Genomic DNA, 24656 nt, shown 5'->3' with positions numbered 1-24656 from the left:
AATGCAAAACCGATTTTTACCGTGGTTATTTTTGCTGTCTTTAGTGAGTACTTGTGCTGAAGTGGATATTTCAGTGCCAGGATTTCCCCAGATTGCACAATTTTTTAATGTTTCTGAAAGCGTCATTCAGGCAACAATTACCTATAATTTTTTAGGCTATTTTCTTGGCGCTTTGCTTTATGGTCCTTTGTCGGATAGCTTTGGTCGAAGAAAGATGATGTTGTTTGGCAATGCGATATTATCCATTGGAGCAGTGGGTTGTTTTTATGCGCCAAGCATCGATTTTCTTTTAATGTCTCGATTTATTCAAGGTATTGGAGCGAGCACTTCGGTAGTTTTGGTATTCACTATGATTGCTGATTTATATCAAGGTGAAAAAGCGATGAAACTCATCGGAATGATGAACGCTGCGTTATCAATCATTATGGCTTGCGCTCCATTGTTAGGTGGGGTTATCAATCAAGCTATTGGGTGGCGGGGTAATTATGGCAGTGTGGCAGCGTTTAGTGTGTTTGTTTGGATTTTATTATGGTTTCTATTGCCAGAATCAAAGACACAATTAGATCGTTTTAACACCAAAAAAATGATTGGTGATTATAAGAAATTAATCACCAGTACCCAATTTATTACAGCATCTATGGTTCCTAGCTTATTATTTGCTGCATATATGTCTTATATAGTAGGTAGTGCTTTTTTATATATTGAAACATTCGGCTTAACTATTTTAACTTTTGTAGTACATCAAGCAATTATCGTGGCTTCTTTTGCGATAACCAGTATGTATGCAAGCAAAATTATTCCCCTGTTTGGTCCAAATAAAACTGTAAAATATGGTGTCTCTCTAAGTTTTATCAGTATCTTGGCTTTTGTGGTGTTGAGTATAGAGGGTATAAGCTCAGCCTATTTGACCACCTTATTTATGTCTTTATTCGGGATTGGTTTTGCTGCGTGCTATCCTATTATTTTTTCCAACTCTTTGTCCCTATTTCCAGTATTGCAAGGCCCTGCTTCTTCGCTGATCATGGGCTCTAGAGCTTTGTTGGTTTCTGTATCTACGGCAATTACTGGTTATTTGTATAATGGGCATTCCCTTATGTTAGCTTTGTCTGTTTTCTTTGGAGTGATCCTAGCAAGTTTATTTGCTTTAAGTTGGTTAAATACAAATCAACCTGCAGAGGAAGTTCCTGCGTGATTACAAATGAATATTGTGTTTCCGCTCAATGCCCCGTCATTGGCGGAACTATTGCCTACAGAATTGTTAATGAGCACGCGACTGGATTGCCGCTAATTGTGGTTCATGGAGGACCGGGGACACCACATAATTATTTAGCTTCTTTGGCATCGCTTCTTCCTGAGCGACAGGTTATTTTTTATGATCAACTTGATTGTGGTTTATCTACTAAAACAAATAATCCGCAATGGTGGCAAAAAGAGCGTTTTGTCGATGAAATTGAAAAATTAAGTCAACATTTGGGATTGCAGCAATTTAATCTTTATGCACATTCAGCGGGAACCATGTATGCTTTTGATTATGCATTAGCTTATCCTGATAAAATTACCAATCTTGTTTTGGCGTCACCTGTATTAAGCATCAATGCTTATTTAGCCTCCATGCATGAATTGCTCACTACTTTTCCTGAGCATATCCAAACTGCTTTTCGATTAGCGATGGAACAGAATAAAACCAATACTCTTGAGTTGATGGAAGCAACAGCATATTTTGCGGAGCATCATATGTGCCGTTTACCGGTCTGGCCTGATGAACTGTTCGAGTCTTCAGTGAATACCAATATTCAGTTACGCAATTATATGTGGGGCTGTAACGATTTTTTAATAACGGGAAATTTAAAAGATTATGAACGATTGTCCTGTTTATCAGAGTTTAAGGTGAAAACCTTGATTACAGTTGGGGAGCATGATTTTATTTCGCCAACTGCTTGTAAGGAATATGTGGAATTAATGAATAATGCTCAATTAGCAATTATTCTGGGGGCGTCACATAATCCTCATTTAGAACAGCCAAAGTTGTATGGAGCGATTTTGCATTCATGGTTAGAGAGTTCGCAAAAGAACGCACTTTCTCATTACGAGGCCAACTGCTTTTTATAGGATAATCAGATATTTTAAAATGTTGGAGATTTATTCCATGACTTTTATTGAAAAATGCCAATATTTAAATTTAACTAAAGAGAGTCATTTTCATGAACTTGCTCAAGCTGCAATCGAAAGCTACTATTTAATCCCATATCCTGGTAAAACAGATATAAAACCTCAGATCAACAGACCACGCCATGGCGGTGTACATGTCAGTAGCGCCGCACTCAACTTAGAAATGTTCATTGAATTGTATCAGAAATATGCTCCTAATTATTTAGATGTGTTAAAAACACAAGATGGTACTTCTTTAAATCCAGAAACGATTAAATTACTTAAACTAGCTGCCATTTATCATGATTCTGCCAATATCAATGAAATTGAAGGTGATGAGAAAGCTCATGCAGAAAATTTTAAACGCGATATGTTATCGCTCGGATTTTCACGTGCTGTTATAGAACCTATTGCATTAGCACTAGAAAAAAAAGATGGTGAGGCTGGTAAAAATAAGAAATCTTTGGAGACTAAAGAAGCGAAAAATATTTATCAAAAGTTAATACATGATGCTGATTGTCTTGATATTATTCGTGTTGTGGCAGCAGACAGTTTTGATAGAGAGTATCTTGATATTTTTAATGACCTACATGAATTTCCTTATTTTTTAAAGGAGCTCGATGAAATCATTGAAAATCACTTAGAAACTCTGGGTATTTTTGAAGGCGATGGTAAGGTAGGTAATCTCCACAGTGAATGTGAATATTCCCCAAATTGCTACTTAAGAGTATTTGAAGCAGAAAAAAACATGTTATTGCAAACCATTTTGTTTGCTTGTTTACGCGAAGGAAAAAATGTCATTTTTTCTGATATTGATATTTCTTCTCTGTCCTTGTTGGATCTCTATAATCGCAAAAATAGCCCCAAAGTACATAGCATTATTACTGGAATAAAACCTTTCCCTCCCCAAGATCCTAAAAGTACATCGGAACAACAGTTAGGTATGAAACTCTATCAAGCAGACGGTTGTTATGTGCGTGCATTAAAAGGCACTGCATTGGATGATGAGTTCAAAGTATTAAAAGAAAACAAACGTGTATTGGATAAGTGTGGTATCCATTCTACTCGCGAATTAAAACACTTTTTTGAGCAACAATATGGAAATGACAAGGTTTGGGCACCCAAAGGGTTTAAATGGCGTCCCTGTTCTTTTCTGATGAAGGAAGTAGCTACAGAGCTTTTTGGAAGTGATTTGCTTGTTATTATTAACCCGAATCATCAAGGGACTTTGGTACCCTATTTTTATAAAAAAAATGTTATGAGTAGTAGTGCCGCAGATGGAATATTTCAATATGATTCTAAAGTTGGTTTTAATAAAGACAAGAAAGATCTTCAGGGCATTCGAGAGAAAATGATGGAGATGGAGAAACGCAGAAAAGGAATTTCTTCAGATCTTATTCCTGACAAAGGTCTTCATTATTGGGGGAAACCAGCCCTAAACCACAATGAGGCGCTTGGTACCTATGAGGAAGAAGGTATTGTAGGTATTATTGTTGGCAATACGGAAAAATCGGCAAAAGATGCTTTATTATTACAATCAAAATTAGGTTATCCTCTTCGAGAATTTTATAGATACTCACCAGAAAAAGGTCTAAGCATTGCTAGTAAAACAGAAATTCTCGCTCAAGCCTGTATTACAACACATGGAGTTTATATTTCAGAAATTGAGAGTTGGATTAACAAACTCGGACTGCCTCATAATACCCTTTCAATCCAAATAACAACCTATGAGGAAGATATCCAGGAATGGAATAATCTAACTATGCCTGTAGTTGATTTCACGATACACTGTAATTATACAGGACTTGATCAAGAAACAATCAAAAAAATACAATTTGTATTAAACAACTTACTAAAATTGAAACCCAAAAATTTGAATTATGCTGATTTTGTTATTGATGTAATTGTCAGCAATTCTGACAAGGGTATGAAGGTACTTATTCATTCGTTTGATGAGGGATCTCGGTATAGAGATAAATTTAGCAAGGCAATAATTGATGATTTAAAGGAAATTTTATCCGATTCAATTTGCTTAGAAGATATTGTGTTGGGCAATCAATTAGTAGATCAATTGAAAACTAATACGATAAAAAATATAAAATTAGTTAACTTAGATCCTTATCAATATACTTTTGCTCATCCAACCCATGCCAAGATTAAATGTCTTGCTTGGGTTAAGGATGGGCGATCAGAAGTTGAGTTTTTGTTAGAAAATGATAAGAGGATTACTCGTTCAATAGATTTTTTACCCACCATTAATAAGCACTATTTTCAAGATAGAATTGATGTGCTTAATCGTGTAGTAAACCAGGAATCAATTAGGAGTGAATTAAAAAAAATTGGCATTGAAAGTATTCATTTTAGTCTATCTACATATGGATGTAAGGAAAAATTAACTCTAAAATTTATGCCAAATGAGCCTAACGAACACTATATAGCGATGAATAGCATAAAAGAAATTTTATCAATAAATGATATAACGAAATACAGAGCTATTAATGAAAATGAAATTGCTACTAACTTTACGCCTAAAAATATTCAAAAATTATTTGAATATTTTAACACCAACAATTTTCAATGTTCTTCTCCTAAAATAATATATGAAAGACATGGATTTTTTTCTACAAATGAAAGTAACAAGGAGGAAAATTCTTTTACTGATACAGTTAACTTATTGATTTGAGGATAAAAAACACCAGTTTCTTGATCTAGGGGCATTGTGCTAAAACACTGGGATATATATACCGCGAGGCGTAGTCCAAGAGGTTATCAAGAGACAATGCTTTCGCGGAGAGTAATGATACGCCTATTGGTGAGAATTTTATTGTATGCCTAATTTGTTAAGACGCCTTTGAGTGTTTATAGGTAGTACTCATCTTGATGGGGCAGTACTAGGATTCATAATTCTGTATCTAGCTTCTTCTAATCGATCAATCTGTCTATCTAATGACATAATTTCTCGATGATTAATATTATTATTTGTAGCAAAATAAGAAGGAGGAATTCCAATTGGTACGCCTATGAAAAAGGAGCTTGCACAAATTTGTGAACTATGAGGTGGGGTCAGTTTTTTCCTTTGCTTTTTTAATTGCTTTAATTCTGCGTCAATTTGTTTGAGAGAAGTATCTTCATGATAAACTTCTTTTTGTGTTTTATCTTCTAATTTGTTATAAACTTGTTTATTTTTTCTACTGCCAAAAAACTTCATTTTTCCTCCTGGAGCGTTGTTATTATTGTTTCAAATATATTCATACTGAACATATAATATTTTTTTTATGGAGATTTGTCTATTTTTGAAGGGTAAGGAAGAAACAATTTGAATTAAGCGGTACAGAGAGGTAGCCCTATAAGTTTAGGGGTATCACAAAACGTCTATCGAGAAATCCTATTTTTTAAATCGGAGCTCAATATAAATTCTTTAAATAATTGATTTATATATAGAACACTTTTGTCTTTATGGTAAATCATATAATACTGATTATCTGTGTTTGACCATTCGGGTAATACCTTGCTTAGCACATTATTTTTTAACGTATCAGAACATAAATAATAAGGAAGAAAAGCAATGCCTCGATCAAGGCACGCCATTTTGTGTAAAAAAATTAAAGAGCTACTTTCAATCACCGCATTTTTAAGACGTATTTTAAACGTTTTTTCTCCACTTCTTAAAGGCCAATCAGATAGAGAACTATGCTTTAATAAAGCATGATCTTTTAAATCCTCAGGCTCTCTAATTGGCGCATGACTGGATATATAGGCGGGAGAGGCAACAAGACAACGAGGTACTTTACCGATGTAACGAGATACAAGCGTTGAATCAGCTAATTTTCCAGTTCTGAAGGCAAAATCAATTCCGTGTTGCGTCAAATCCATGAGCTGATCTGTAATCATTAAACGAGTTCTTATTTGAGGGTAAAGAGAGTTAAACTCACTTAAAAGGGCTGGCAATAATTCTAAACCAGTGATCTCAGGACAAGTAATTACTAGTTTACCCGATGGCGCTTTTGCATATTCTCGCAAATGATTTTCCGCATTTGTAACTTCGTTCAACATGATTTGGCAATGTTCAAATAAAATTTTCCCACCCATGGTGAGGCTTAACGCTCGCGTTGTTCTTTTGAGTAATTTAATTCCAAGAGTATTTTCCAGTTGTGACATTTTTTGACTGACCCACGCTTTGGACATACCTGCCTCCAGTGCTGCTTGGGTGAAACTTTGATTTTTGACTACTAAAGCAAAAATTGCTAAATCGTTAAGATTTAATTGATTGTTTATCATAATGAACAATATGTTTTTATTTTTCTATCTAATCAATCCATTGGTTACTCTATACCATTAATTCCTGGACTACAACTGCTAGGAGCAATGATGCGTTTTATTCTATTTTTTATTTGTTCATTACTTATCAATCCTATCTTTGCTAAAGTGATTAATTATGAGCTGGATAGCTTTGCGGAGATTGCTGCTTTATATGGCGATTGGCAGAGAGATCCCAAAACGACCTTAATGGTTTTTGATTTGGATGACACCTTAATCACCATGACGCAACCTTTAGGTAGTGTGGGTTGGTGGGATTGGCAATCTGAATTACTAAATACGGGAAATGATCTCGATAAATTAGTTACAACGGACTACCAACAATTGGTGCGTATTCAAAATATCTTATTTCAATTAATCAAAATGGAGGTTACTGATCAATATGTATTGCCTTTCCTTAAAAATGCCACCGATCAAGGCGCAATGATTATGGGATTAACGGCTCGGGGTAAAGAGCATCTGAGTGCAACATTGATGCAACTTAAAGACAATAATTTCCTGGTGGGTGATAAATTATTGTTTCAAGAAAAAGGATTGAAATTTAAGAACAATAAAACATCACTAGCCGATTATCTTCATTGCCCGCAATTTAGCAAAGAGGTTATTTATCAACGAGGTATCATGTTTCTTGATGGGGAGGATAAAGGACAAGCATTACTGTGTGCTTTATCCAAAATAAAAACAGAGATTAAAACCATTATTTTTGTTGATGATGCAAAAAGAAATAGTGTATCAATGGATAAAGCGTTCGCAAATCGCGACGATTTACTGGTTTTGAATATTCTTTATACTAAAGAGAATGCAAAAGAATTAGAAATTCAAAACAATCCATTAATACAACAGCAAATGTTTGAACAATGGAATGAAATTAAAAATCATATAAATGATATGATTATGCAGTCTAATTTCTAAAAAAACATACAAACACGCACCTTTTCTCAGCAAAGTTGAGAAAAGGTTATTCCGCATTTAATTTGTATTAAAAATTTTTATCGCTAAAGTGTCTTCAGGATACGCAGTCTTTTCACGCATATTTTCCAAGCTAGTAAAGAAATTAAAGGTCCAATTTTTATCTTGATAGCTCGTTGTATAAAGTCCTGTTGTAGTTCCTGCATCTCTCTCAAGAAAGCCTTTTTCAGAATCAGAATTTGCGATATTAACCAGGGCATGAATTGGATTGGATGAATCTTTCTTTACCAAACAAACGCCCTGATTTAAACCTATATCTTCAAAATCACAATCCATGATTTTATATTTTTTTTTGCTGGTTAGTGCACGAACAAGTAACTGAATATCAGCAACTTGAGTACTTACTCTAATTTCGAATACAGCTTTTTTCTTATTATAAAGAATGCTTACATGTTCCTTATTTAAGGTATCATCTTTGTTTTCTATAGGAACAACTTTTTTGCTGACTTCTTTGTAATAGTGTTGTTCATACTTACTTAACTCATGTTTTCTTTTATTGGGCTACAAAACCACCATCGATACTGAATAATGAACCTGTAATGAATGAAGACTTCTCTGAGAGTAAATATTCAACAAGATTTGCAACTTCGGCTGTGGTACCAACACGCGATATAGGTTGAGCAGATTTTAATGATTCATAAATTTCCTCTTTGGGAATTCCGGATTTGGCTGAGTAAGCACTTACAGCCTTGTGGTACAAAGGTGTTTCGATGGTTCCTGGGCATACACAATTGACTCTAATATTGTATTTTGCATAATCAATAGCAGTGCTTTTAGTCAGTTGAGCTATAGCACCTTTAGTTGCACCATAGATAGAGCTTTCTCCTTTACCTATAAAAGATTGATCAGAACCTGTTAAAACAATAGTTCCGCTGTTTTGCTTTTTCATTACTGGAATTACACATTTAAGTGTGTAATAAATTCCTTTTAAATTAATATTGATTACGCGATCTAAATCTTCAATAGAGGTATCTTCTAAATTTGCAAATAAGTGAATGCCCGCATTCGCAAACAACAAATCAATTTTATGTTCACGGGAAATAATATTTTGGAACGCTTTTTCTACTTCAGAGAAAATGGATATATCACAGGGAATATAGTGAACTGAAGAGTGAGTATGTATTGGTTTATTAATATCTATATTGTAAACGCGTGCCCCATGCTCTGCTAAAAGGGTAGCCGTAGCTTGGCCAATTCCAGTGGAGCCACCTGTTACAACTAAGATTTGGTTTGAAAACATTCTATATCTCCAAGATAATTTGGTATTTTAATTTTCATTTTCTTGAATGTAACACTGAATGAAAAGATTACTCTACCTACTGGAGTAAATTTATTTATTAAGCTTGAAACAGCTAACTCTTGGAAGCTGAATGCTGATCACAGTGTAGAGGCTTTAGCTATTAATGGCAGAATGGTTTATTTAGGAGGTAATTTCTCGCAAATTATATTAAATAGCGCGACACGTATAAGTCTGCCTATTGTTTAGGTTATGATATTGATTTTATCAGTTAATTTTTATAAAATACATTGTGCCTAATTATTTTTCATAGTTAATATGAGTCATGCGCGAAAAGATATTTTTACTCTTGTTACTTTAACTGATTTTTTGCGGTTAAATTTTTTGGAGGAGATGACTCTTAAGACTATTAAAGAGGGTACGTTCAATGAAGCAAAGTTCTTTTCTTCTGCAAAATCTGTAGCTGATATTGGCTATATCACCAAAATGGCTCATGCTAGTTCTGATTTTGCAATGATGTGTAAAAAGGAAATTTATCAACCATTATGGAGCAATCTTTATTCTCAACTTGGATTGGCTGTGTCTGCTTTTGCAGAAAAACAGGTAGCTTTTTATGAACACGAAAACATTGATAGCTTTGATTTGCTTCGAGGCACGTATTTTTTTTATCTTTCTCAACAGGTAAGAGCTGCATTGCCGGATGAATTTTCAAGCAGTGAAATTCGTTTTTTAAAAGAGGCCATGCGATTTAATTCGGTTCATGCGGTACAACGATATAATACTTTTTTATACAGCAAAGTTGCTAATGGACAATTCGAAGATGAAGAGGATGCTAAAACATTCCTCATGGAAGCTATTAAAAACTCTAAATCCCTTTTGGAACTTTATGGAAGTTATGCTTATATGCTTTTGGCAGACGCATATTATCAATATGCATTATGGGCAAAAGATCATGAACATATATCTTCCTTTCGCCGCTCTTTACTGTCGGCTATAGCTTCTTGTAGCAGTGCAGAAAAACATTTAGAAAAAAGCCAGTATTCAATTCATAACGCTAGTATTGGTAGAGGGTTAGGCTTCAGTAATTCTTTGGGTATTAATTCCCCAATGGAAGCTAAAGAGGTGCTCGAAGAATTTTTGGAAACTAGTTTGAAAAATGCTAATACTCAAAAATTGACCTCCACTTAAGTACCAACTGCTTTTTTAAGATGATTGTTCTATTATTAGAATATAGTAATAAAATATCAGATTGATGCAAGTTGAAACACCCAAAAAGATATCAATGGGTATTTTGCATCGAATCTACAGCGGCTATATTCAACAAGAGGAATTATTTTAATGATCGCAGAAAAGCTTAATATCAAGTTTGATATTAAGCGCATTCAAAATTATTTTAATACATACGTCAAACATTTGGAGCCCGTGCAACAAAATGAGATGTTCGGTGGGTGGAGTATACTGAGTACCAGTGGTGACTATAGAGATGGCTTTCAACAATCAGAAGAACGTTTCTACGTTTACGACCAGGTTAGTGATCAATATGAGTTTGATTATGAAAGAGCCCATCGAGAAATTGGTTATACGTGGCCGAAAATGCATGTTAATCCTACTCAAGTAGGTACTGAGTACATCGCCGAGATTGTCGCAACTATTTACAAATTAGGACTACAACCGCATCATGCTCGTTGGACGCGAATCTCACCAAATGGAACAACTATTTGGCACCGAGATACATGGGAAAATTGTTATAAAGTTCGGTTGCACATTCCTGTTATCACCAATCCTGGATGTGAATTTGAAACCGAAGAGGGGGCATTGCACATGCCAGCTGATGGATCTTGTTATCTTGTTGCGGTCAATTGCTTACACAGAGCATACAACCATGGCAATGAGGATCGCATCCACATCATTATGGATGTGATTGATGATATCGGTATCAGCCGATATCACCGGACCTCTAAATGTCGTCAAACGAATTATCGGTTCATGAATTGGCCTATTTCTCGAATAATTAAGAAAATTTGGGGCGCTTAGGGTGTGTCAACACACCTAGTTGTTTTAAATGGAGTCATTGATAACCAGAGAAGTTCTCAATTACTTTTTAAAAAATAACTGTTTTATTGCCATATACAAATATCCGATCTTCTAAAGCAAGTTTTAATGCTCGGGCTAAAACTACTTTTTCAACATCCCGACCATACTGTTGCATACTTTGCCAATCATAAGCATGATCAACATGAATTACATCTTGCTCAATAATTGGGCCTTCATCTAGATTTTCATTGACGAAATGAGCTGTGGCTCCAATAATTTTGACCCCTCGATCATAAGCCTGTTTGTAAGGATTTGCGCCAATAAAAGCAGGTAAAAATGAATGATGAATATTGATTATTTTACCTTGGTATTGTTGCGTAAAATTGGGCGTTAAAATACGCATGTATTTAGCTAACACGATATAATCAATAAAATCAAACTGCTTCAAGATATGGATTATTTGAGCTTCGTGTTCTTCCCGAGAGATATGGTCAGCACTTATATGATAGTAGGGAATATCAAAATGACTGCATAATGGAAATAAAACATTATGATTTGATAAAATGCCGAGAATATTGGCATCTAGAAGCCCTTCTTGATAACGAATTAAAATATCACCTAAAACGTGAGCTTCTTTGGTGGCCATAAGTACGATATTTTTTTTATGAGGTGGTTTAATGGTTACTAAGGTATCTTGCGGCATTTCATCCACCAATTTCCCATATAAAAGGGGTACATCAATGTTACCTGCTACTACGGTGCGCATAAAAAATTGATGATTTGCATTATCTACAAATTCATTATTGGAAATAATATTTAGCCCGTGTCCATAAAATATCTTTGCGGCTTTATATACAAGACCCGCTCGATCTGGGGCCTGGATTAAAATGCGATATTGATTCACGATACATCTAACTCCTCTAAAACTTAAATTAGATCGAATAAGTATTCAACTGCTTTTGCTAAGCAATCACTTTGTTTTTGAAATCCTTATCTATATAATTGACCATCATTAACAAAAGGACTTGATGATGCAAACTAAATGGCAAGCCACAATTCTGCGCTTCTTCCTTAGTGCAGCAGTTTTTTTTATGAGTAATAGTTCCCAAGCGGGTACTCCAATGTGGACATTTACACCAAATCCTGCTTTTCCTCCCAATATATCTTTAACCCAGTCTGGATACGCTTATGTGCAATATACAGTAACAAATCAATCAAGAAAAACAAAAACTTTAATTATGAATTCGATACCTGGGATTACACAAATAACCACACCAGGAAATTGCCCTAATCCCTTTACTTTGGCGTATCAACAATATTGTACGCTCACTTTGTTTGTGGATGGTAGTCAGCTTGTTGGTACTATTAAAGGCGGTCCGGCTGTGTGTGAACACGGTAGCCCATTGCAATGTTATCAACCGAGTAACCCTTTAAATATTACAGTGCGTGGTGCACGTTTTGTAATTACCCCAAATGCAGGAGCAAATGGGACAATTTCACCAGCCCTACCACGAACAGTAGTTGCAAACAGTAATTTGCTCTTTAATGCTACACCCAATAGTGGTTATCAAGTTTATCAATGGATTGTGGACGGGAACCCAGTCCAATGGGGCGGTTTGAATTTTAGTTTAAATAATATTATTGCCAACCATACTGTTGAAGTTACCTTTAATCAGGCAGCTACTATATTTGCTGGAGCAGAGAATGGGCACGTGTATCTTTCCAGCGATAATGGTCAAACATGGATTGGCACTATTCCATTACCGAATCATGCCGTGAACAGTATTTATGCCACCAGTACCGATATATATGCAGGGGTAGGCCACTATGTGTATCGCTATAACAATAGCAGTGGGAGTTGGGATGAAGGCAAGTCACCCGATCATTCTGAGGTGTTAAGTGTTTTTGTTACTTCTGAAAATACTCAAACAATTATTTACGCGGGCACAAAAAATGGCAGTTTGTTATATTCTACAGATGATAGGAAAACATGGAACAATCTATTTTTACCATCCGCTGTAACTGCTGTTCACGGCATCTATGTCACAAATGGCACAATCTATATAGGCAGTACAGAGAGCAATGAGGGGCATATTTATTATTCGCCAGTAAGTGGCGGTAGTTGGACAAAAATTCCTGGTCCTGCGGATGTTAAGGGCATACGTGATGTTTTTGTTGTTAATCATATACTCTATGCTAATACTGCGCCAATTCAACTCCCACCCGATGGTGATGATAAAGGACCACGTGAATACGTTTATACTTATGATTTAACCACAAATGGTCCTTGGAGTTCTTTTATAGATCAGACAGTTTACAGCTTATTTGTAAGTGCTGATGGCAGCACGATGTTAGCTGGGACACAAGGTGGTTTTGTTTATTCATTAGTGACTGGCGATTTATATGGATTTATAACAGATACCAAGATTAATAGCGTTTATTTACTCAGCGCAAACTAAGTTTATAGGGAGATAATTCATGTTACCGCTTAAATCACTCTCGTTGGCTTTATTACCATTTTGTCTCATGCTAGCTAATTCCTATGCAGGAAAGTCCAATATGCTTGTAAGCTTACCCAGCCCTGGATCCTCATTAATAGAACATGCAACGTTTGTAAAACCAGTCGAAGCTCACAAAAAATTGAAATTTATTGTATGGTTAAAACTAAGAAATAAAGCTCAATTGGATAAATTAGTGGAAGAAATTTATGATCCACATAGTCCTAATTATCAGCGGTATTTAACGCACGATGTTTTCGAGGAACACTACGCGCCGACTAAAGAAATTGAGGATGCCCTACAAAAATACTTCACTGCTCAAGGCATGCAAGCAGATATTGTTAATCATAGTGTGCAAGTGACGGCCTCTGTACACCAAATTGAAAATACGTTGCACACGAGTTTAAACTATTATTTTTATGATCAGGGTATGATTTATGCCAATGCGAGTAAACCCTCTTTACCCTCTGAAATTGCTCAATATATAGTTGATATTACTGGATTAAACAATATTCCACTCTACCATCCCAACAATATGTTCACCCAGATGAATGCATCATCTTATGAGCAAGAATTTATTGGGGACGTATTAATTCCCAAAGCCATCCCAACCACAACTTCGATACATGGATTCTCCGGGGAGCAATTACAATACACCTATAACATCAATAATATTCCACCTGTAAGTGGCACTCATCTGGATGGCAAAGGGCAAACATTAATTATTGTTGATGGGTGCGGGGAAAATTCGCCCGAACAAATTTTGAGTGATGCCAACCAATATTTTAGTGCTAATGGGATCAAACCTTTTTTTACTTCTGGAGCATCACGAAACTTTGCTATGCTTAATCAAAATCTCACACCATACACCACCGTATGTACACCAACCAGTCCAGGGCAATATGGTTTTACCGGAGAAATTGCTCTGGATGTTGAATCGTCTCATACATTAGCACCCGAAAATAACACGGTATTAATTGTTACAGACGGCAATAATCAGGCAGCTGCACTGCAGAGTGTTATCAGTTACTTAGTTGCTAATTACTTTACTATTGCTGGATTTTCTAACGCTTATGTTATTTCTAACAGTTGGACTAGTCCCGAGTCAGCTAGCGTTGATCCCAATACCTCAATGGAACAATCGTTACAAACTGCTGCTGCATTTGGAATCAGCGTGCAATTTTCATCAGGAGATTGTGGCGATAATACTTATACCAGTCCTCGTAAGGGCGCAGATGGGAAAATAAAATGTAAGAATAAAGGGGATGCAAAAGCAGTTAACTATCCAGCAAGCTCTCCTTATGTTACTGCTGTAGGTGCAACCTCCATATTCGTGGATAACAACTATAATTATGCTTTTGAAAATGTTTGGGGAACTTATGATGTGAAAAAGGCTGGATTTGTTTCGGGCACTACTGGTGGGATTAGTCAATTTTATCAAGCTCCAATTTGGCAAAGTTCAATCAATACTTTTTATGCCGGTGGTTATGGGCATATAAGTGCTCCAGCTCATGCTAAATGTGGCGTAATGGGGAGCCAACCTTGCCGAGCAGTGCCTGATGTATCCATGTTAGGCGATCCAAGTACCGGTCTAAATATGGTAATTAATGGATCCTATATACAAAATGGCGGTACCAGTTTAGCCTGTCCTTTATTTTCTGCCACGATACTTTTAGTCAATCAAGGCCGTACCTTATTAAATAAACCTCGTATTGGGCATACAGCACCTTATTTATATCAAATGAATTCTATATTACGATCCAAACGAGCACTCAATCTCATTGTTCCACCGGCTAAAGTCATAGATGGAGCAACGGCACCCGATCCCTCGACTTATCCAAAAGCACCTTCAACAGCATTTGTCTTACCGAATAAACAGGGTGATGAGGATATTTGGGGATGGGATTCTGCATTAACTATTGCCCCAGAAAGTCAATTCTGGAATGATGCAATTGGGGTTGGTTCACCTAATCTTCCTAACTTTGTGCCTTTGATGGCAAATCTTTAATCTAGAAAAGCAGTTGATCCAACTGCTTTTCTAAAATTAAAGTTGAGAAAGCATGTATTAATGCTTTTTGTGGATCATACCAACATCCTAGTTTTATCATCAGGCAAGTTGGCTGTATAAAATTCTATCAATTTTTGGGATACACGATTGTAGCGTGAGGCGGTCGATGGTTATCGGATTGAAATCCTTCGCTATCGGCTCCTTTACCTTTTTTAGCATCCACTTTGTTCACTCGTTCGATTTCTTGTTTTACTGCTTTTTCCATTCGGTCATAGGCTTGCTGCGTTCCTGTTTTGATTCCCAACTTTTCAGCAAGCTTGCTAAAAAGACTTTGACTTCTACGTGTATCGAACAATTTGTTATTAGTAACACGATGTACCGTGATTCTATCTAAAAGATCAGTGAGTGATAATTGAGGTTTTCCTGCTAGTTCTTGATATAGATGTTTTAATTCATTAAATTTCTTTCTTGTGTCGCCAGAGGTAGGGTTAATTTTAGGCAAATTCTCAAGTTTTTTATAGAGCTCTTTAAGCACCTTCATTTGAGTAGGATTTACCTCAAAACAACTTGGTGGTTGTGGAAGAATATAAAATGAATTTGCAGTTGGTTTTCCACCTACTAGCTTTGTTTTGTAATCAAGCCCAATAGCAAACAAGGCAGGAACATCAGGAGAATAGCCTAACGTATAATTAAGAAGAGCACGCGCTGTGGTGCGGCATGTGTTAGACACTTTAATTTCGTTGGCTCCACTAATTATATCTTGGCGAGTTTGCTGGTTCTTGTTAGCGCATTGATGTTCAAAAGTCGTAATTGGTTTAAATTCAAATGTAATTTTTCCTGATTCTACTTGGCTAGGTAGATAACAATTGATGCCACTCCTAAGCTTGTGAACTCCTTGTTGAGGATAAGTCCATTTTGAAGGGTCTACCTTAGGGAGTTCTCTTTCCTTATAGTGCTCCAGTTGATGCTCATGGATCTCTTTTGTAAGTGCTAAAAATTCTAAATATTGCTCATAGGTAATGGCATAGGATTGATAGCTTATGTCTGAAGTCCTGTCTTTCTTACGGCTAATACCTTCATCCATTAATGAAGCTTCGGTGTGACTGCCTACAGCTTTACCAAACATAGTAAATTGATTTCCGCAACTTTCACCAAAGTTAGGATCGATAAGATTTCCCTTACCTACTCTGGCTAACAGTTCAGGTTTGTTATCTACCATGACTCCTAACATCACAAAACTATGAATTCCTTCTTTGGCAATAGTTATAAAAAACTCGCTCTCTTTATCTACGGTAATTGACATATTTGATCCTGGAAGTGCGTTAAAAATGCTCTATAATTAACATTGTAGATCAATTTGTATTCATTTGGAATACTTAAGGTACCATATGACTAAAAAAGTTCTTTTTGTTTTTGCTGGTACAGGAGTTAATGCGCAAATGATCCGGGATTTCACCGAAGGTAAAACTGAGGATACGGGTGAAACTTTTAATGATGATGTGATTCGGGTGTATTTTAATGGCTGCCAAGATAAGCATATTGGAGGTCATTCAAAACTCAAAGGATATTTAGATCCAAATCTTGATGTGGTCGCAAATAAGGTACGTCATGCTTTTTCTAAAGATGATGTGGTTACCTTGGATCTTGCTGATTTAAAAAAGGAATTTGGCAGTTCAATTATTATTGAACCAAAAGACGGGTTAAACGATGTAGAAGAAATCAATGATATTACTTTGAATGGTTTTAGCCGAGGCGCGGTTGCTACTTTTGCAACGGCTCGAGCACTCGATGATTTAGATACTCCTATGTCGATTTTAGCTGAAGATCCTGTTCCTGGTAATGAGCGTAAAAATACGTATAAACAAGATTCTTTATACGCCAAAAACTTTGATTTGAGTCATTGCAGAAATATTGCTCGAGGAGAAATATTGCTTGGAACCTATTCGAAACACAATAAAGGTTGGGAAAATAAGTGGTTTAGACAAATGGCGCCTAAGTTTGATGCAACCACTGATAGTCATATTTTTATGGTTCCCAAAAAGATGCATGTCGAATTTAATCGAAGAGCAGTAACTTATACTTCAAGCTTTTTACATAATAGAGGTTTAACTACTGTTAGTTTAAGATGGAGAGAGGAAAATGACCGAGCCTATGTAATTCCCAAAGTTGAGCAACAAAAATTTCATTTTGGTGTTGTAGGGCGGGCAGAATACTTACCCTCTTATAAAATGAGTGTTCTTCTCAGTCTACGAAGTAAATATGACCCCGAGGGTTTATGTCCTATAGATAATGGCAATAAATTTAAATACGGCCAAGCCCTTTTAGTGTTACATAATGCAACTATGGATGAGGCAACTTTTGAGACTTTATCGAAAGCTGTTTTAAAAGATACGAATAAAAGCAAAGGATTACGCGAATTTATTGTGGAGCTTGATAGCATTGTACAATACAGTAAAGAGCAAAGTACTTTAAAGCCTGAGCATACTCGACAGCTGGCTGCATTAGAAAAAAACATATATAAGTTAATCGCAGACTTTTATAAATTAGAAAAACCAAGCTTGAAACAAAAAGAAGCTTTTGCACGAGCAATTCAGTCAAGTATCAATCTTTCAAAATGTAATTTGCCGAGCAGTGTTTATGATAAATTAAAGGAGTTAACCTCACTTTTATTAAGTGAAAATACTTTAGTGCATTCACACTTAGTAAAATTTATTGATGAAAGTGAAACTTTTTCTGCAAGCTTACTTGCAGCGAATCAACGAGCACTCGATGGTGTAGTAACCAATGCTGAAGAGTTATCGCAAAAATTATTTCATAGCTCTGTAAGACAACGTACAGTAATATTTGAACAAGAAAAGCCATTTCTAGGTAAATTTATAACCAATGTGACTGATTTAGCAAATATTGCTTCGTTTTTAACACCCAAGCAGTTAAAAGAAGTACTTGAGATAAGTAACACAATTACAACAATGGCTGATGTGCTTTTGCTTATGAAAACGCTTCCTACATATGAACACCAAAAAATCATCTATCACGCTGTAAAAGAAAAGTTAATTGATATGAGGCCAACACTTGATGAGTTAGTGGAGTTAATGGAATATTTATCAGATAAAAAATGTCAGGAGCTCTGCGAAATAGTACCAATTCAAGAATTAGCATCGTTAGATCTAATGGACTCAAATGAATTAATAAAACAAAAACTTACTGATGATAAAATTGCGCTTCTCAAAAAATCATTAGCGGTTATGCCCGAAGAAACACTATCCGTACGTATTCGATAAACGAATAACATAAAAAATTACTGGACTAAGTGAGAATTTTGTTGTTCATTTATGGATAGAATCATGACAAGCGATCATCGTGTATGATGTTAATACAGGCAATTTTCTTTTGTTTATCGTGCATCAAAATCATAGGGACGTGTGAATAAATAGATGAATAAAAATTTAAGTGCTTTCAGTTTACTTTGGATTTCAATTACCAGCATGGTAGGTTCAGGTTGGCTATTTGGTTCTTTATACTCTGCTCATTTTGCTGGTCCTGCAGCAATTATAGCCTGGCCATTGGCAGGTTTTTTACTGCTATTTGTCGCCTTATCCTATGCTGAATTAGGTACCCTGTTTCCTCAGTCTGATAGCTTGGCTTGTTTGCCTTTATATACCCATGGGCGCTTAATGGGTGTTATTATGGGCAGCATGGCTTGGTTTTCCTTAGCCATTTTACCAGTCATTGAAACTCAAGGTGTTATTCAATACGCCAGTAACTACATTCCCGGCCTAGTGACTCATAGTGGTGTTTCTTATAGAAACACGCCATTAGGTTATGTATTGTCCTTGGTTGTATTAATGAGTTTTGTTTTTTTCAATTATTTCGGCATAGGATTATTTGCTCGCATTAATGCAGCATTTACTGTTTGGAAGATAATAATTCCTACCCTTACCATCGCAAGCCTAGTAACTATGAGTTATCACTCAGATAATTTTTTTCAATATGGTGGCTTCATGCCTTACGGTTGGCAAGGCATTATGACTGCGATGTCCAGTGGAGGCGTACTTTTTTCCTTATTGGGATTTAGGCAAGTGATTATTATGATGGGGGAACTCGAAAAACCAGGACAATCGATTCCGCTGATCTTGGGTGGTTCATTATTGCTCGTCACTTTACTTTATACGGGGTTACAATGGTCCTTTATTGGTAGTGTTAGTGAACAAGCGCTTGAAAAGGGGTGGGGGAATTTATCGTTTACTGGAGATGCAGGACCTTTCGCAGCCTTGGCTGCATTAGCGGGTATAGTTTGGTTGAGCGTTTTATTATATGTGGATGCTTTTATATCACCTTATTCAACGGGTTTGGTTTATTCAACAACAGCAGCGCATATGCTAAGTAGTATGGGTTCAGTCGTTCACACGCCCAAGATTCTCGCTAAACGAAATAAGTATCAAGTGCCCTGGGTTAGTTTAGGAGTGAATTTTTTGCTTGCAGCTTCAATGTCGTTTGTATTCCACGGATGGCAGGAAATGTCCGCTTTTCTTGTGGCAATACTCATGGTGAGCTATTCCATAGGGCCTATAGGAGTGGTTTGTTTACGCAAACAATTACCCCATTATAAAAGGCCTTTTCGTTTGCAAGGAGCTAGCGTTATTGCTTTTATTGGATTTTATGTGTGTACAGTTGGCGTTTATTGGGCAGGTTTCCATAGTGTCCGCAAATTATTGGTGATCACTATTTTGGGGTTGATAGGTTCCTTTCTTTATTGTTTTATAAAAAACACACATCGGGAATTTGATAGTAAACACGCACTTTGGTTTATAGTATATCTTTTGGGTCTCAGTATTTTCTCTTATCTTGGTAATTATGGTGGCAAACTTATCCTACCTAGATATTGGGATTTGATATATTTATTATTTTTTAGCTTGATGGTGTTTGTTTTTGCTATATCATCCAGAAAGTCCAGTACCCATACACAAAAATTGGTGCATCATGAGATCAGAATACAATAAGTTAAGGTGCTATAAACAAATTGAAATTGATAGCCATGGAAAACTGAAATTTTTTCTGGAAAAACACAGCACTAAAGAAGGAACCTGGGGTAATCTTATCCTAAAAGAGGGAGAAATTGATTTTGTATTCTTAAATGGTCATGGGCAAGAGTTGTCGCGTTATCAGATCAATGAAGAACATTCTCAATTACTGATTCCTCCAGCTGCATGGCATAAAATTATTCCTGTTAGTCAATCTTTTACTGCAATTCTTGAGTTTTATTGCATACCTCAACGTTATTTCAATAAAAAATACGGTTTAGGAGTGGTTCATCCTGATCTCATGAATATTTATCAAACTTATTTATGCCATTTGCAACGCTCCTCGATGTTGGATGTAGGCTGTGGTTCAGGCAGAAATTTATTGTATTTGGCAAGTATGGGACACCGTGTTTTGGGGATTGATCACAACCCATCGGCATTAGAGACGATTCAAGAGATAGTCCAAAAAGAAGGCTTATCTGGAGCTAGCACACAATTATATGATTTAAATCAACCCTTGAACCTTGAATCAAAAAGTTATGATTTGGTGCTTTCAACAGTTTCGTTGCAGTTTTTAAACCCACAACGTATTCCAGCGTTACTCGCTGAACTTCAAGGGTTCACTAAGAAAAATGGATATCATTTTTTAGTGTTTCCTATTCATTCTGAACTTTATTCATTGCCTGATTTTTTCACCTTTCTTCCACAAAAAGACGAGCTTTATCATCTGTATCAAGACAGCGGGTGGTCTATACTCGAATATAAAGAATCAGTAGGTCATCTGCATAAGCAAGACGAATTGGGCAAGCAAATCTCGGGTCTTTTTGGTATCCTACTTGCGCAAAAAATAGTGTAATTTGTTCTATAAAAACCGAGGTGAAAGTGATTCACTTGCCGTGTTTGTACCTCTTTGTTTTGGCTAAATCATCCATATAGGACATTTTTTTGTTAACTGTTGATTTAGTGTTTCCTATTCAATAACACAGACAACTCATTTGGATTATGCAAAACGTCAGCCAAGGTGTAGCGATCCAATACTTTCATAAATGCAGCCTGAGCTTCATGTAATATACCTTTTAATCGACATACAGGAGCAATACAACAGTTCGCTTTTTCTTTATTAAAGCAAGGTACTAAATCAAAATGAGGTTCCAGTTGAACAATGAGTTGACCTAAATTAATTGTTTCGGGTTGAACTGCTATTAAGATACCACCACCTTTACCACGACTGGTTTTAATCAATCCAAGTTTGGCTAAGTTATGAATGATCTTAATCAGATGATTGTTCGAAATAGTGTACGCATCAGTAATATCTTTAATCGTACACGATTCTTTTTTAAGCGCAATATAAATTAAGGCGCGTAAGGAGTAATCAGTAAATTGAGTGAGTTGCATGAGTAATTCCTAATTATTAGGTTGACTCTGATTATTTCTTTTTATAAGATGTATTGCAAATACATCTTTAAGGGATAACCATGTCTGAATCGTTATTTGAGCGTCTTGGTGGTCACGGGGCAGTCAATACTGCAGTTGATATCTTCTACCGAAAAATGTTGATGGATGAGCGAGTGAGTCATTTTTTTGATGATATTGATATGGAGCAACAAATCTTAAAGCAAAAAGGTTTTTTAACCATGGTATTCGGAGGCCCCAATCACTACAGTGGAAAAAATATGCGTGAAGGACATGCCCATTTACTGAAGCGTGGATTAAATGATACTCACGTAGATATTGTAATTGAGCATTTAGGCGCAACGCTTAATGAATTAGGGGTTGCAGCAGAAGACATCGAACAAGTAGCGGCTATTGCCAATAGCGTTCGAGATGAAGTATTGGGTCGCTTATGAGTAGCCTATACTTTAATAATCAATCGTATCACTTAGCACCTCAGGAAAATGTGTTACAGTGTCTTTTACGTTATGGAGTGGATTATCCTAACTCGTGTCAGGCTGGCGTTTGCCAGTCCTGTCTGATTAAGATCAAAGATGGCATAATTCATCCTTCTTGGCAGGAAGGATTACCGGAAACACTGAAATCGCAAGGTTATTTTTTAGCATGTCTTGCAAAACCAGAAGCAGCACTTGAAGTAGTTGCGCCGGATAGTGCTGAGTGTGAGGTAGATGCAAAAATAATAGATCTTAAATTGCTTAACTATAATGTGCTCCAAGCCAAACTTAGTGTAGATAATCTAGGGGAGTGGATCCCAGGCCAATATCTTAGCCTGATTAATTCTGAAGGTATCATGCGAAACTATTCAATCGCCAACATACCCGCGCAAGAAGGGTTTATTGAGTTGCATGTTAAAATTTACCCTAACGGTAGTATGGGGCAATGGCTTCTTAATAGGGCGACTAAACATTCCGAAGTTAAACTTAGAGGTCCTTTTGGCCGTTGTTTTTATTATAATCCTGATCAATTAGTTTTTGATATGCTATTAGCAGGAACAGGTACAGGACTTGCGCCACTTAGTGCAATTATCAAAAGCGCGCTAAGTCAGAATCACCAAGGGCGAATCACTTTAGTTCATGGCGGTCTTATTGAGGAAGATATATACTACCGAGAAGAGCTGGAACTGTTATCAGCAGTATTTAGTTCATTTATTTATGACCCTTGTGTGCTCCAAAGCCATGGGTGTTATCCAGAAGCATCTGTAGAGAGGCGAGCATTGATTCATTTAAATCCCTCGACAGCAACACGCGTTTACGTCTGTGGTCCTAAAGAGACAACTAGTAAATTGAAAAAACAAATTTTTCTTGCTGGCATACCTTCGCAGGCGATATTAAGTGATGTATTTTTATAATCCTAAATTCAACTGCTGAATTTAGGATAATGAACGTTTCATGCAGCAAAAATGCCCTATAGTCGAAGCTATAGGGCTATGATATTAAGCTTGCTCTACTTTGATACCTCGAGTTCCGCCTTTAGTTTCTTCTTTTTTAGGAAGTTGAATCCAAAGCATCCCTTTTTTGAATGTTGCTTTTGCTTTATCAATATTCACTGTTGAAGGTAATGAGATTGAGCGCTCATATTTCCCATAACTGATTTCCCGAGAAACATATTTTTTATTCTCATTTTTTCTCGATAAAGATTTTTCACCAGTAATGGTGAGTACATTATCTGCTATAGATACGTGGATGTCTTTTTCATCCATGCCGGGCATTTCAAGTTGAACGCTATAGTGATCATCATCTTCAATCACATCCATAGATGGAGCAAGATTTAAATGTTCGAATTGTTCCCAACCTTTGAATCGAATAGGAGAAAAAAAATCAGAAAACTCTCCGAATAATCTATCTACTTCATTTTGAAGTCTTAAAAAGGGACTGGAGGAGTGTTCAGTGGGATGACCTTTTTTCAATTTTGTTAATTTACTCATAATTAACTCCATAAGCGTATTAATCCATTCGTTTTATACTGCTTTTTTAAGTTTGGTGTATAAATATACTTTGTCAAGCCACTATGCTAAAAGACACTTCCCATGTTAATAGTTCCAGCGAGTTGAGGTTTAAAAATGAGCGCGATAGTTTTCGCGAAGTCTACAAGTTATCTATAATTAATTAAAGTTTGTCTGTTATAAGACATTATGAAATTAAAGCTGACTACTTTTTCAGAAGAACATAAAAATATTTTGCGAGCTCAAAGAACATCAGTAATAAACACACTTGATGAAATTGCTGCTTATTTAGTCGAAAATGGAGACGCAGAACCAGAATGGCGAACGATGTTAAATAAAGAATACATGATAAATTACTATGATGTAATCCCTGATAAAGGACGCCTTCGAGCTCATGAAATTGATTTAGAACTTCCTGTTACCCATGAAAATGGCTATATAGCGATAAAAATATTTAAAAAAGATGTTCAAAAAGCCAATGAAGCATTAATTAGAGTTGTCTATTTAAAATTAGAAGAAAGAAAAGTACGATTGATGCATATGGCTCAAGATACTACCGGTGATCATCTTGAGCTCATTAATGCACATATAACTCACACTGAGAGTTTAATGAAAAAATGTGTTAATTTAAAACTCAGCAGCCAACTTCTCATTGCTGAAGTAGGGGGATTACATTTTGTGGAGCAGATCCTCAATCAAGTAAAAGACAGCCTGAATAGTCTTACTCATGAGCATTATATTCAATTCAAAGAGTATATGTATGAACTAAAAAGGCTTATCCAATTACATTCGCCAGTCATGGAGCCCGGGTATGATTTGTTTTACAGTAGAAGAGATATTATTGATCAACGACAACGCTTTAATAAAATCTTTAATATTTGCAAATCATTATTGTTTTCTTTCTCGCAAGAAGGGTTATTAGATTCTAATAAGGAGCAATTAATTATCAAGAGCTTTAATCATTTGCAGCATCTTTTTTTTGCAAAATGCGATGTAAATTTTATGGCTCTAATGTAATGAAAATTAGAGT

22 protein-coding genes are annotated in these 24656 nt (G+C 36.0%); 14 read left to right on the top strand and 8 right to left on the bottom strand.

The annotated features are described in order from the left end of the window. Window position 1 precedes the first annotated feature (1 nt). The 3 genes from Lgra_RS02725 to Lgra_RS02715 are packed head-to-tail and all read left to right on the top strand — an operon-like array spanning window position 2 to window position 4831. Entirely contained in the window at window positions 2-1192 is a 1191-nt protein-coding gene (locus tag Lgra_RS02725) for a multidrug effflux MFS transporter (protein WP_058497751.1), read from the top strand. Next, on the top strand, window positions 1189-2109 hold the full coding sequence (locus tag Lgra_RS02720; protein WP_058497750.1) for a proline iminopeptidase-family hydrolase: 921 nt from the start codon (window positions 1189-1191) through the stop codon (window positions 2107-2109). Before Lgra_RS02725 ends, Lgra_RS02720 begins: the two co-directional genes overlap by 4 nt. A gap of 37 nt (window positions 2110-2146) precedes the next feature. Further along, window positions 2147-4831 (top strand): hypothetical protein, encoded by a 2685-nt coding sequence (locus Lgra_RS02715; RefSeq protein WP_058497749.1) that lies wholly within the window; start codon window positions 2147-2149, stop codon window positions 4829-4831. 189 nt (window positions 4832-5020) lie between these two features. On the opposite strand, the gene Lgra_RS02710 is transcribed toward Lgra_RS02715, so the two are convergent. Together Lgra_RS02710 and Lgra_RS02705 are read right to left on the bottom strand one after the other, a co-directional pair. Continuing rightward, window positions 5021-5356, bottom strand: coding sequence for a hypothetical protein (locus Lgra_RS02710; protein WP_058497748.1), 336 nt, complete (start codon window positions 5354-5356; stop codon window positions 5021-5023). Window positions 5357-5520: 164 nt separating this feature from the next. Further along, entirely contained in the window at window positions 5521-6426 is a 906-nt protein-coding gene (locus Lgra_RS02705; RefSeq protein WP_058497747.1) for a LysR family transcriptional regulator, read from the bottom strand. Here Lgra_RS02705 and Lgra_RS02700 point away from each other — a divergent pair. After that, entirely contained in the window at window positions 6412-7377 is a 966-nt protein-coding gene (locus Lgra_RS02700; protein ID WP_238584335.1) for a DUF2608 domain-containing protein, read from the top strand. The two genes, Lgra_RS02705 and Lgra_RS02700, sit on opposite strands and share 15 nt — an antisense overlap. Before the next feature lie 57 nt (window positions 7378-7434). Here the strand turns inward: Lgra_RS02700 and Lgra_RS18190 are convergent, their stop codons facing one another. Then, window positions 7435-7665: a hypothetical protein gene (locus Lgra_RS18190; protein ID WP_238584334.1), complete on the bottom strand. Its 231-nt coding sequence runs from the start codon at window positions 7663-7665 to the stop codon at window positions 7435-7437. Between the two features lie 262 nt (window positions 7666-7927). Beyond that, window positions 7928-8674 carry an SDR family NAD(P)-dependent oxidoreductase gene (locus Lgra_RS02690; protein WP_058497746.1) on the bottom strand — a complete coding sequence of 249 codons (747 nt, stop codon included), beginning with the start codon at window positions 8672-8674 and terminating at the stop codon, window positions 7928-7930. 390 nt (window positions 8675-9064) lie between these two features. Here Lgra_RS02690 and Lgra_RS02680 point away from each other — a divergent pair, with 390 nt between their 5' ends. Both Lgra_RS02680 and Lgra_RS02675 read left to right on the top strand, forming a co-directional pair. Then, on the top strand, window positions 9065-9859 hold the full coding sequence (locus tag Lgra_RS02680) for a DUF5630 domain-containing protein (RefSeq protein ID WP_238584333.1): 795 nt from the start codon (window positions 9065-9067) through the stop codon (window positions 9857-9859). A gap of 150 nt (window positions 9860-10009) precedes the next feature. Then, on the top strand, window positions 10010-10705 hold the full coding sequence (locus Lgra_RS02675) for an aspartyl/asparaginyl beta-hydroxylase domain-containing protein (protein ID WP_058497743.1): 696 nt from the start codon (window positions 10010-10012) through the stop codon (window positions 10703-10705). Window positions 10706-10772: 67 nt separating this feature from the next. Here Lgra_RS02675 and purU read toward each other — a convergent pair whose 3' ends face one another. Then, complete coding sequence (purU, locus tag Lgra_RS02670) at window positions 10773-11609, bottom strand: formyltetrahydrofolate deformylase (RefSeq protein WP_058497742.1); 837 nt, start codon at window positions 11607-11609, stop codon at window positions 10773-10775. A gap of 127 nt (window positions 11610-11736) precedes the next feature. Here purU and Lgra_RS02665 point away from each other — a divergent pair, with 127 nt between their 5' ends. After that, complete coding sequence (locus tag Lgra_RS02665) at window positions 11737-13164, top strand: DUF6242 domain-containing protein (RefSeq protein ID WP_058497741.1); 1428 nt, start codon at window positions 11737-11739, stop codon at window positions 13162-13164. A gap of 19 nt (window positions 13165-13183) precedes the next feature. Further along, the gene (locus tag Lgra_RS02660; protein WP_058497740.1) at window positions 13184-15211 is read left to right on the top strand and encodes a S53 family peptidase; all 2028 of its coding nucleotides are present in this window, start codon (window positions 13184-13186) and stop codon (window positions 15209-15211) included. Between the two features lie 127 nt (window positions 15212-15338). Here Lgra_RS02660 and Lgra_RS02655 read toward each other — a convergent pair whose 3' ends face one another. Then, complete coding sequence (locus Lgra_RS02655) at window positions 15339-16514, bottom strand: hypothetical protein (RefSeq protein ID WP_058497739.1); 1176 nt, start codon at window positions 16512-16514, stop codon at window positions 15339-15341. 85 nt (window positions 16515-16599) lie between these two features. Between Lgra_RS02655 and Lgra_RS02650 the strand changes: the two genes are divergently transcribed. The 3 genes from Lgra_RS02650 (at window position 16600) to tehB (ending at window position 21088) form a co-directional block, all read left to right on the top strand. Next, window positions 16600-18492, top strand: a complete 1893-nt coding sequence (locus Lgra_RS02650; RefSeq protein WP_058497738.1) for a hypothetical protein — start codon at window positions 16600-16602, stop codon at window positions 18490-18492. 153 nt (window positions 18493-18645) lie between these two features. Next, complete coding sequence (locus Lgra_RS02645; RefSeq protein WP_058497737.1) at window positions 18646-20211, top strand: APC family permease; 1566 nt, start codon at window positions 18646-18648, stop codon at window positions 20209-20211. Beyond that, a complete protein-coding gene (gene tehB / locus Lgra_RS02640; RefSeq protein ID WP_058497736.1) occupies window positions 20192-21088 on the top strand; it encodes an SAM-dependent methyltransferase TehB in 897 nt (298 codons plus the stop codon). Before Lgra_RS02645 ends, tehB begins: the two co-directional genes overlap by 20 nt. A gap of 104 nt (window positions 21089-21192) precedes the next feature. Here tehB and Lgra_RS02635 read toward each other — a convergent pair whose 3' ends face one another. Then, the gene (locus Lgra_RS02635) at window positions 21193-21627 is read right to left on the bottom strand and encodes an Rrf2 family transcriptional regulator (protein WP_058497735.1); all 435 of its coding nucleotides are present in this window, start codon (window positions 21625-21627) and stop codon (window positions 21193-21195) included. Between the two features lie 80 nt (window positions 21628-21707). Here Lgra_RS02635 and Lgra_RS02630 point away from each other — a divergent pair, with 80 nt between their 5' ends. Next, on the top strand, window positions 21708-22079 hold the full coding sequence (locus tag Lgra_RS02630; RefSeq protein ID WP_058497734.1) for a group I truncated hemoglobin: 372 nt from the start codon (window positions 21708-21710) through the stop codon (window positions 22077-22079). Further along, a complete protein-coding gene (locus tag Lgra_RS02625) occupies window positions 22076-23032 on the top strand; it encodes an FAD-binding oxidoreductase (protein ID WP_058497733.1) in 957 nt (318 codons plus the stop codon). The genes Lgra_RS02630 and Lgra_RS02625 overlap by 4 nt, the downstream gene beginning before the upstream one ends. Before the next feature lie 84 nt (window positions 23033-23116). On the opposite strand, the gene Lgra_RS02620 is transcribed toward Lgra_RS02625, so the two are convergent. Next, window positions 23117-23608, bottom strand: coding sequence for an Hsp20/alpha crystallin family protein (locus tag Lgra_RS02620; protein ID WP_058497732.1), 492 nt, complete (start codon window positions 23606-23608; stop codon window positions 23117-23119). Window positions 23609-23815: 207 nt separating this feature from the next. Here Lgra_RS02620 and Lgra_RS02615 point away from each other — a divergent pair, with 207 nt between their 5' ends. Further along, window positions 23816-24643 carry a hypothetical protein gene (locus tag Lgra_RS02615; RefSeq protein WP_058497731.1) on the top strand — a complete coding sequence of 276 codons (828 nt, stop codon included), beginning with the start codon at window positions 23816-23818 and terminating at the stop codon, window positions 24641-24643. The last annotated feature ends 13 nt before the right edge of the window (window positions 24644-24656 follow it).

The sequence above is a fragment of the Legionella gratiana genome (genome assembly GCF_001467695.1).
Lineage (GTDB): Bacteria > Pseudomonadota > Gammaproteobacteria > Legionellales > Legionellaceae > Legionella > Legionella gratiana.
The sequence above is the reverse complement of the archived record's forward strand: the minus strand, read 5'-3'. Positions and strand labels throughout refer to the sequence as shown.

Coding starts and splice junctions, on each gene's coding strand:
- Lgra_RS02725 (WP_058497751.1), top strand. CDS start 2: ATGCAAAACCGATTTTTACCGTGGTTATTTTTGCTGTCTTTAGTGAGT.
- Lgra_RS02715 (WP_058497749.1), top strand. CDS start 2,147: ATGACTTTTATTGAAAAATGCCAATATTTAAATTTAACTAAAGAGAGT.
- Lgra_RS02710 (WP_058497748.1), bottom strand. CDS start 5,356: ATGAAGTTTTTTGGCAGTAGAAAAAATAAACAAGTTTATAACAAATTA.
- Lgra_RS02705 (WP_058497747.1), bottom strand. CDS start 6,426: ATGATAAACAATCAATTAAATCTTAACGATTTAGCAATTTTTGCTTTA.
- Lgra_RS02690 (WP_058497746.1), bottom strand. CDS start 8,674: ATGTTTTCAAACCAAATCTTAGTTGTAACAGGTGGCTCCACTGGAATT.
- Lgra_RS02680 (WP_238584333.1), top strand. CDS start 9,065: ATGACTCTTAAGACTATTAAAGAGGGTACGTTCAATGAAGCAAAGTTC.
- Lgra_RS02675 (WP_058497743.1), top strand. CDS start 10,010: ATGATCGCAGAAAAGCTTAATATCAAGTTTGATATTAAGCGCATTCAA.
- Lgra_RS02665 (WP_058497741.1), top strand. CDS start 11,737: ATGCAAACTAAATGGCAAGCCACAATTCTGCGCTTCTTCCTTAGTGCA.
- Lgra_RS02660 (WP_058497740.1), top strand. CDS start 13,184: ATGTTACCGCTTAAATCACTCTCGTTGGCTTTATTACCATTTTGTCTC.
- Lgra_RS02655 (WP_058497739.1), bottom strand. CDS start 16,514: ATGTCAATTACCGTAGATAAAGAGAGCGAGTTTTTTATAACTATTGCC.
- Lgra_RS02650 (WP_058497738.1), top strand. CDS start 16,600: ATGACTAAAAAAGTTCTTTTTGTTTTTGCTGGTACAGGAGTTAATGCG.
- Lgra_RS02645 (WP_058497737.1), top strand. CDS start 18,646: ATGAATAAAAATTTAAGTGCTTTCAGTTTACTTTGGATTTCAATTACC.
- tehB (WP_058497736.1), top strand. CDS start 20,192: ATGAGATCAGAATACAATAAGTTAAGGTGCTATAAACAAATTGAAATT.
- Lgra_RS02635 (WP_058497735.1), bottom strand. CDS start 21,627: ATGCAACTCACTCAATTTACTGATTACTCCTTACGCGCCTTAATTTAT.
- Lgra_RS02630 (WP_058497734.1), top strand. CDS start 21,708: ATGTCTGAATCGTTATTTGAGCGTCTTGGTGGTCACGGGGCAGTCAAT.
- Lgra_RS02625 (WP_058497733.1), top strand. CDS start 22,076: ATGAGTAGCCTATACTTTAATAATCAATCGTATCACTTAGCACCTCAG.
- Lgra_RS02620 (WP_058497732.1), bottom strand. CDS start 23,608: ATGAGTAAATTAACAAAATTGAAAAAAGGTCATCCCACTGAACACTCC.
- Lgra_RS02615 (WP_058497731.1), top strand. CDS start 23,816: ATGAAATTAAAGCTGACTACTTTTTCAGAAGAACATAAAAATATTTTG.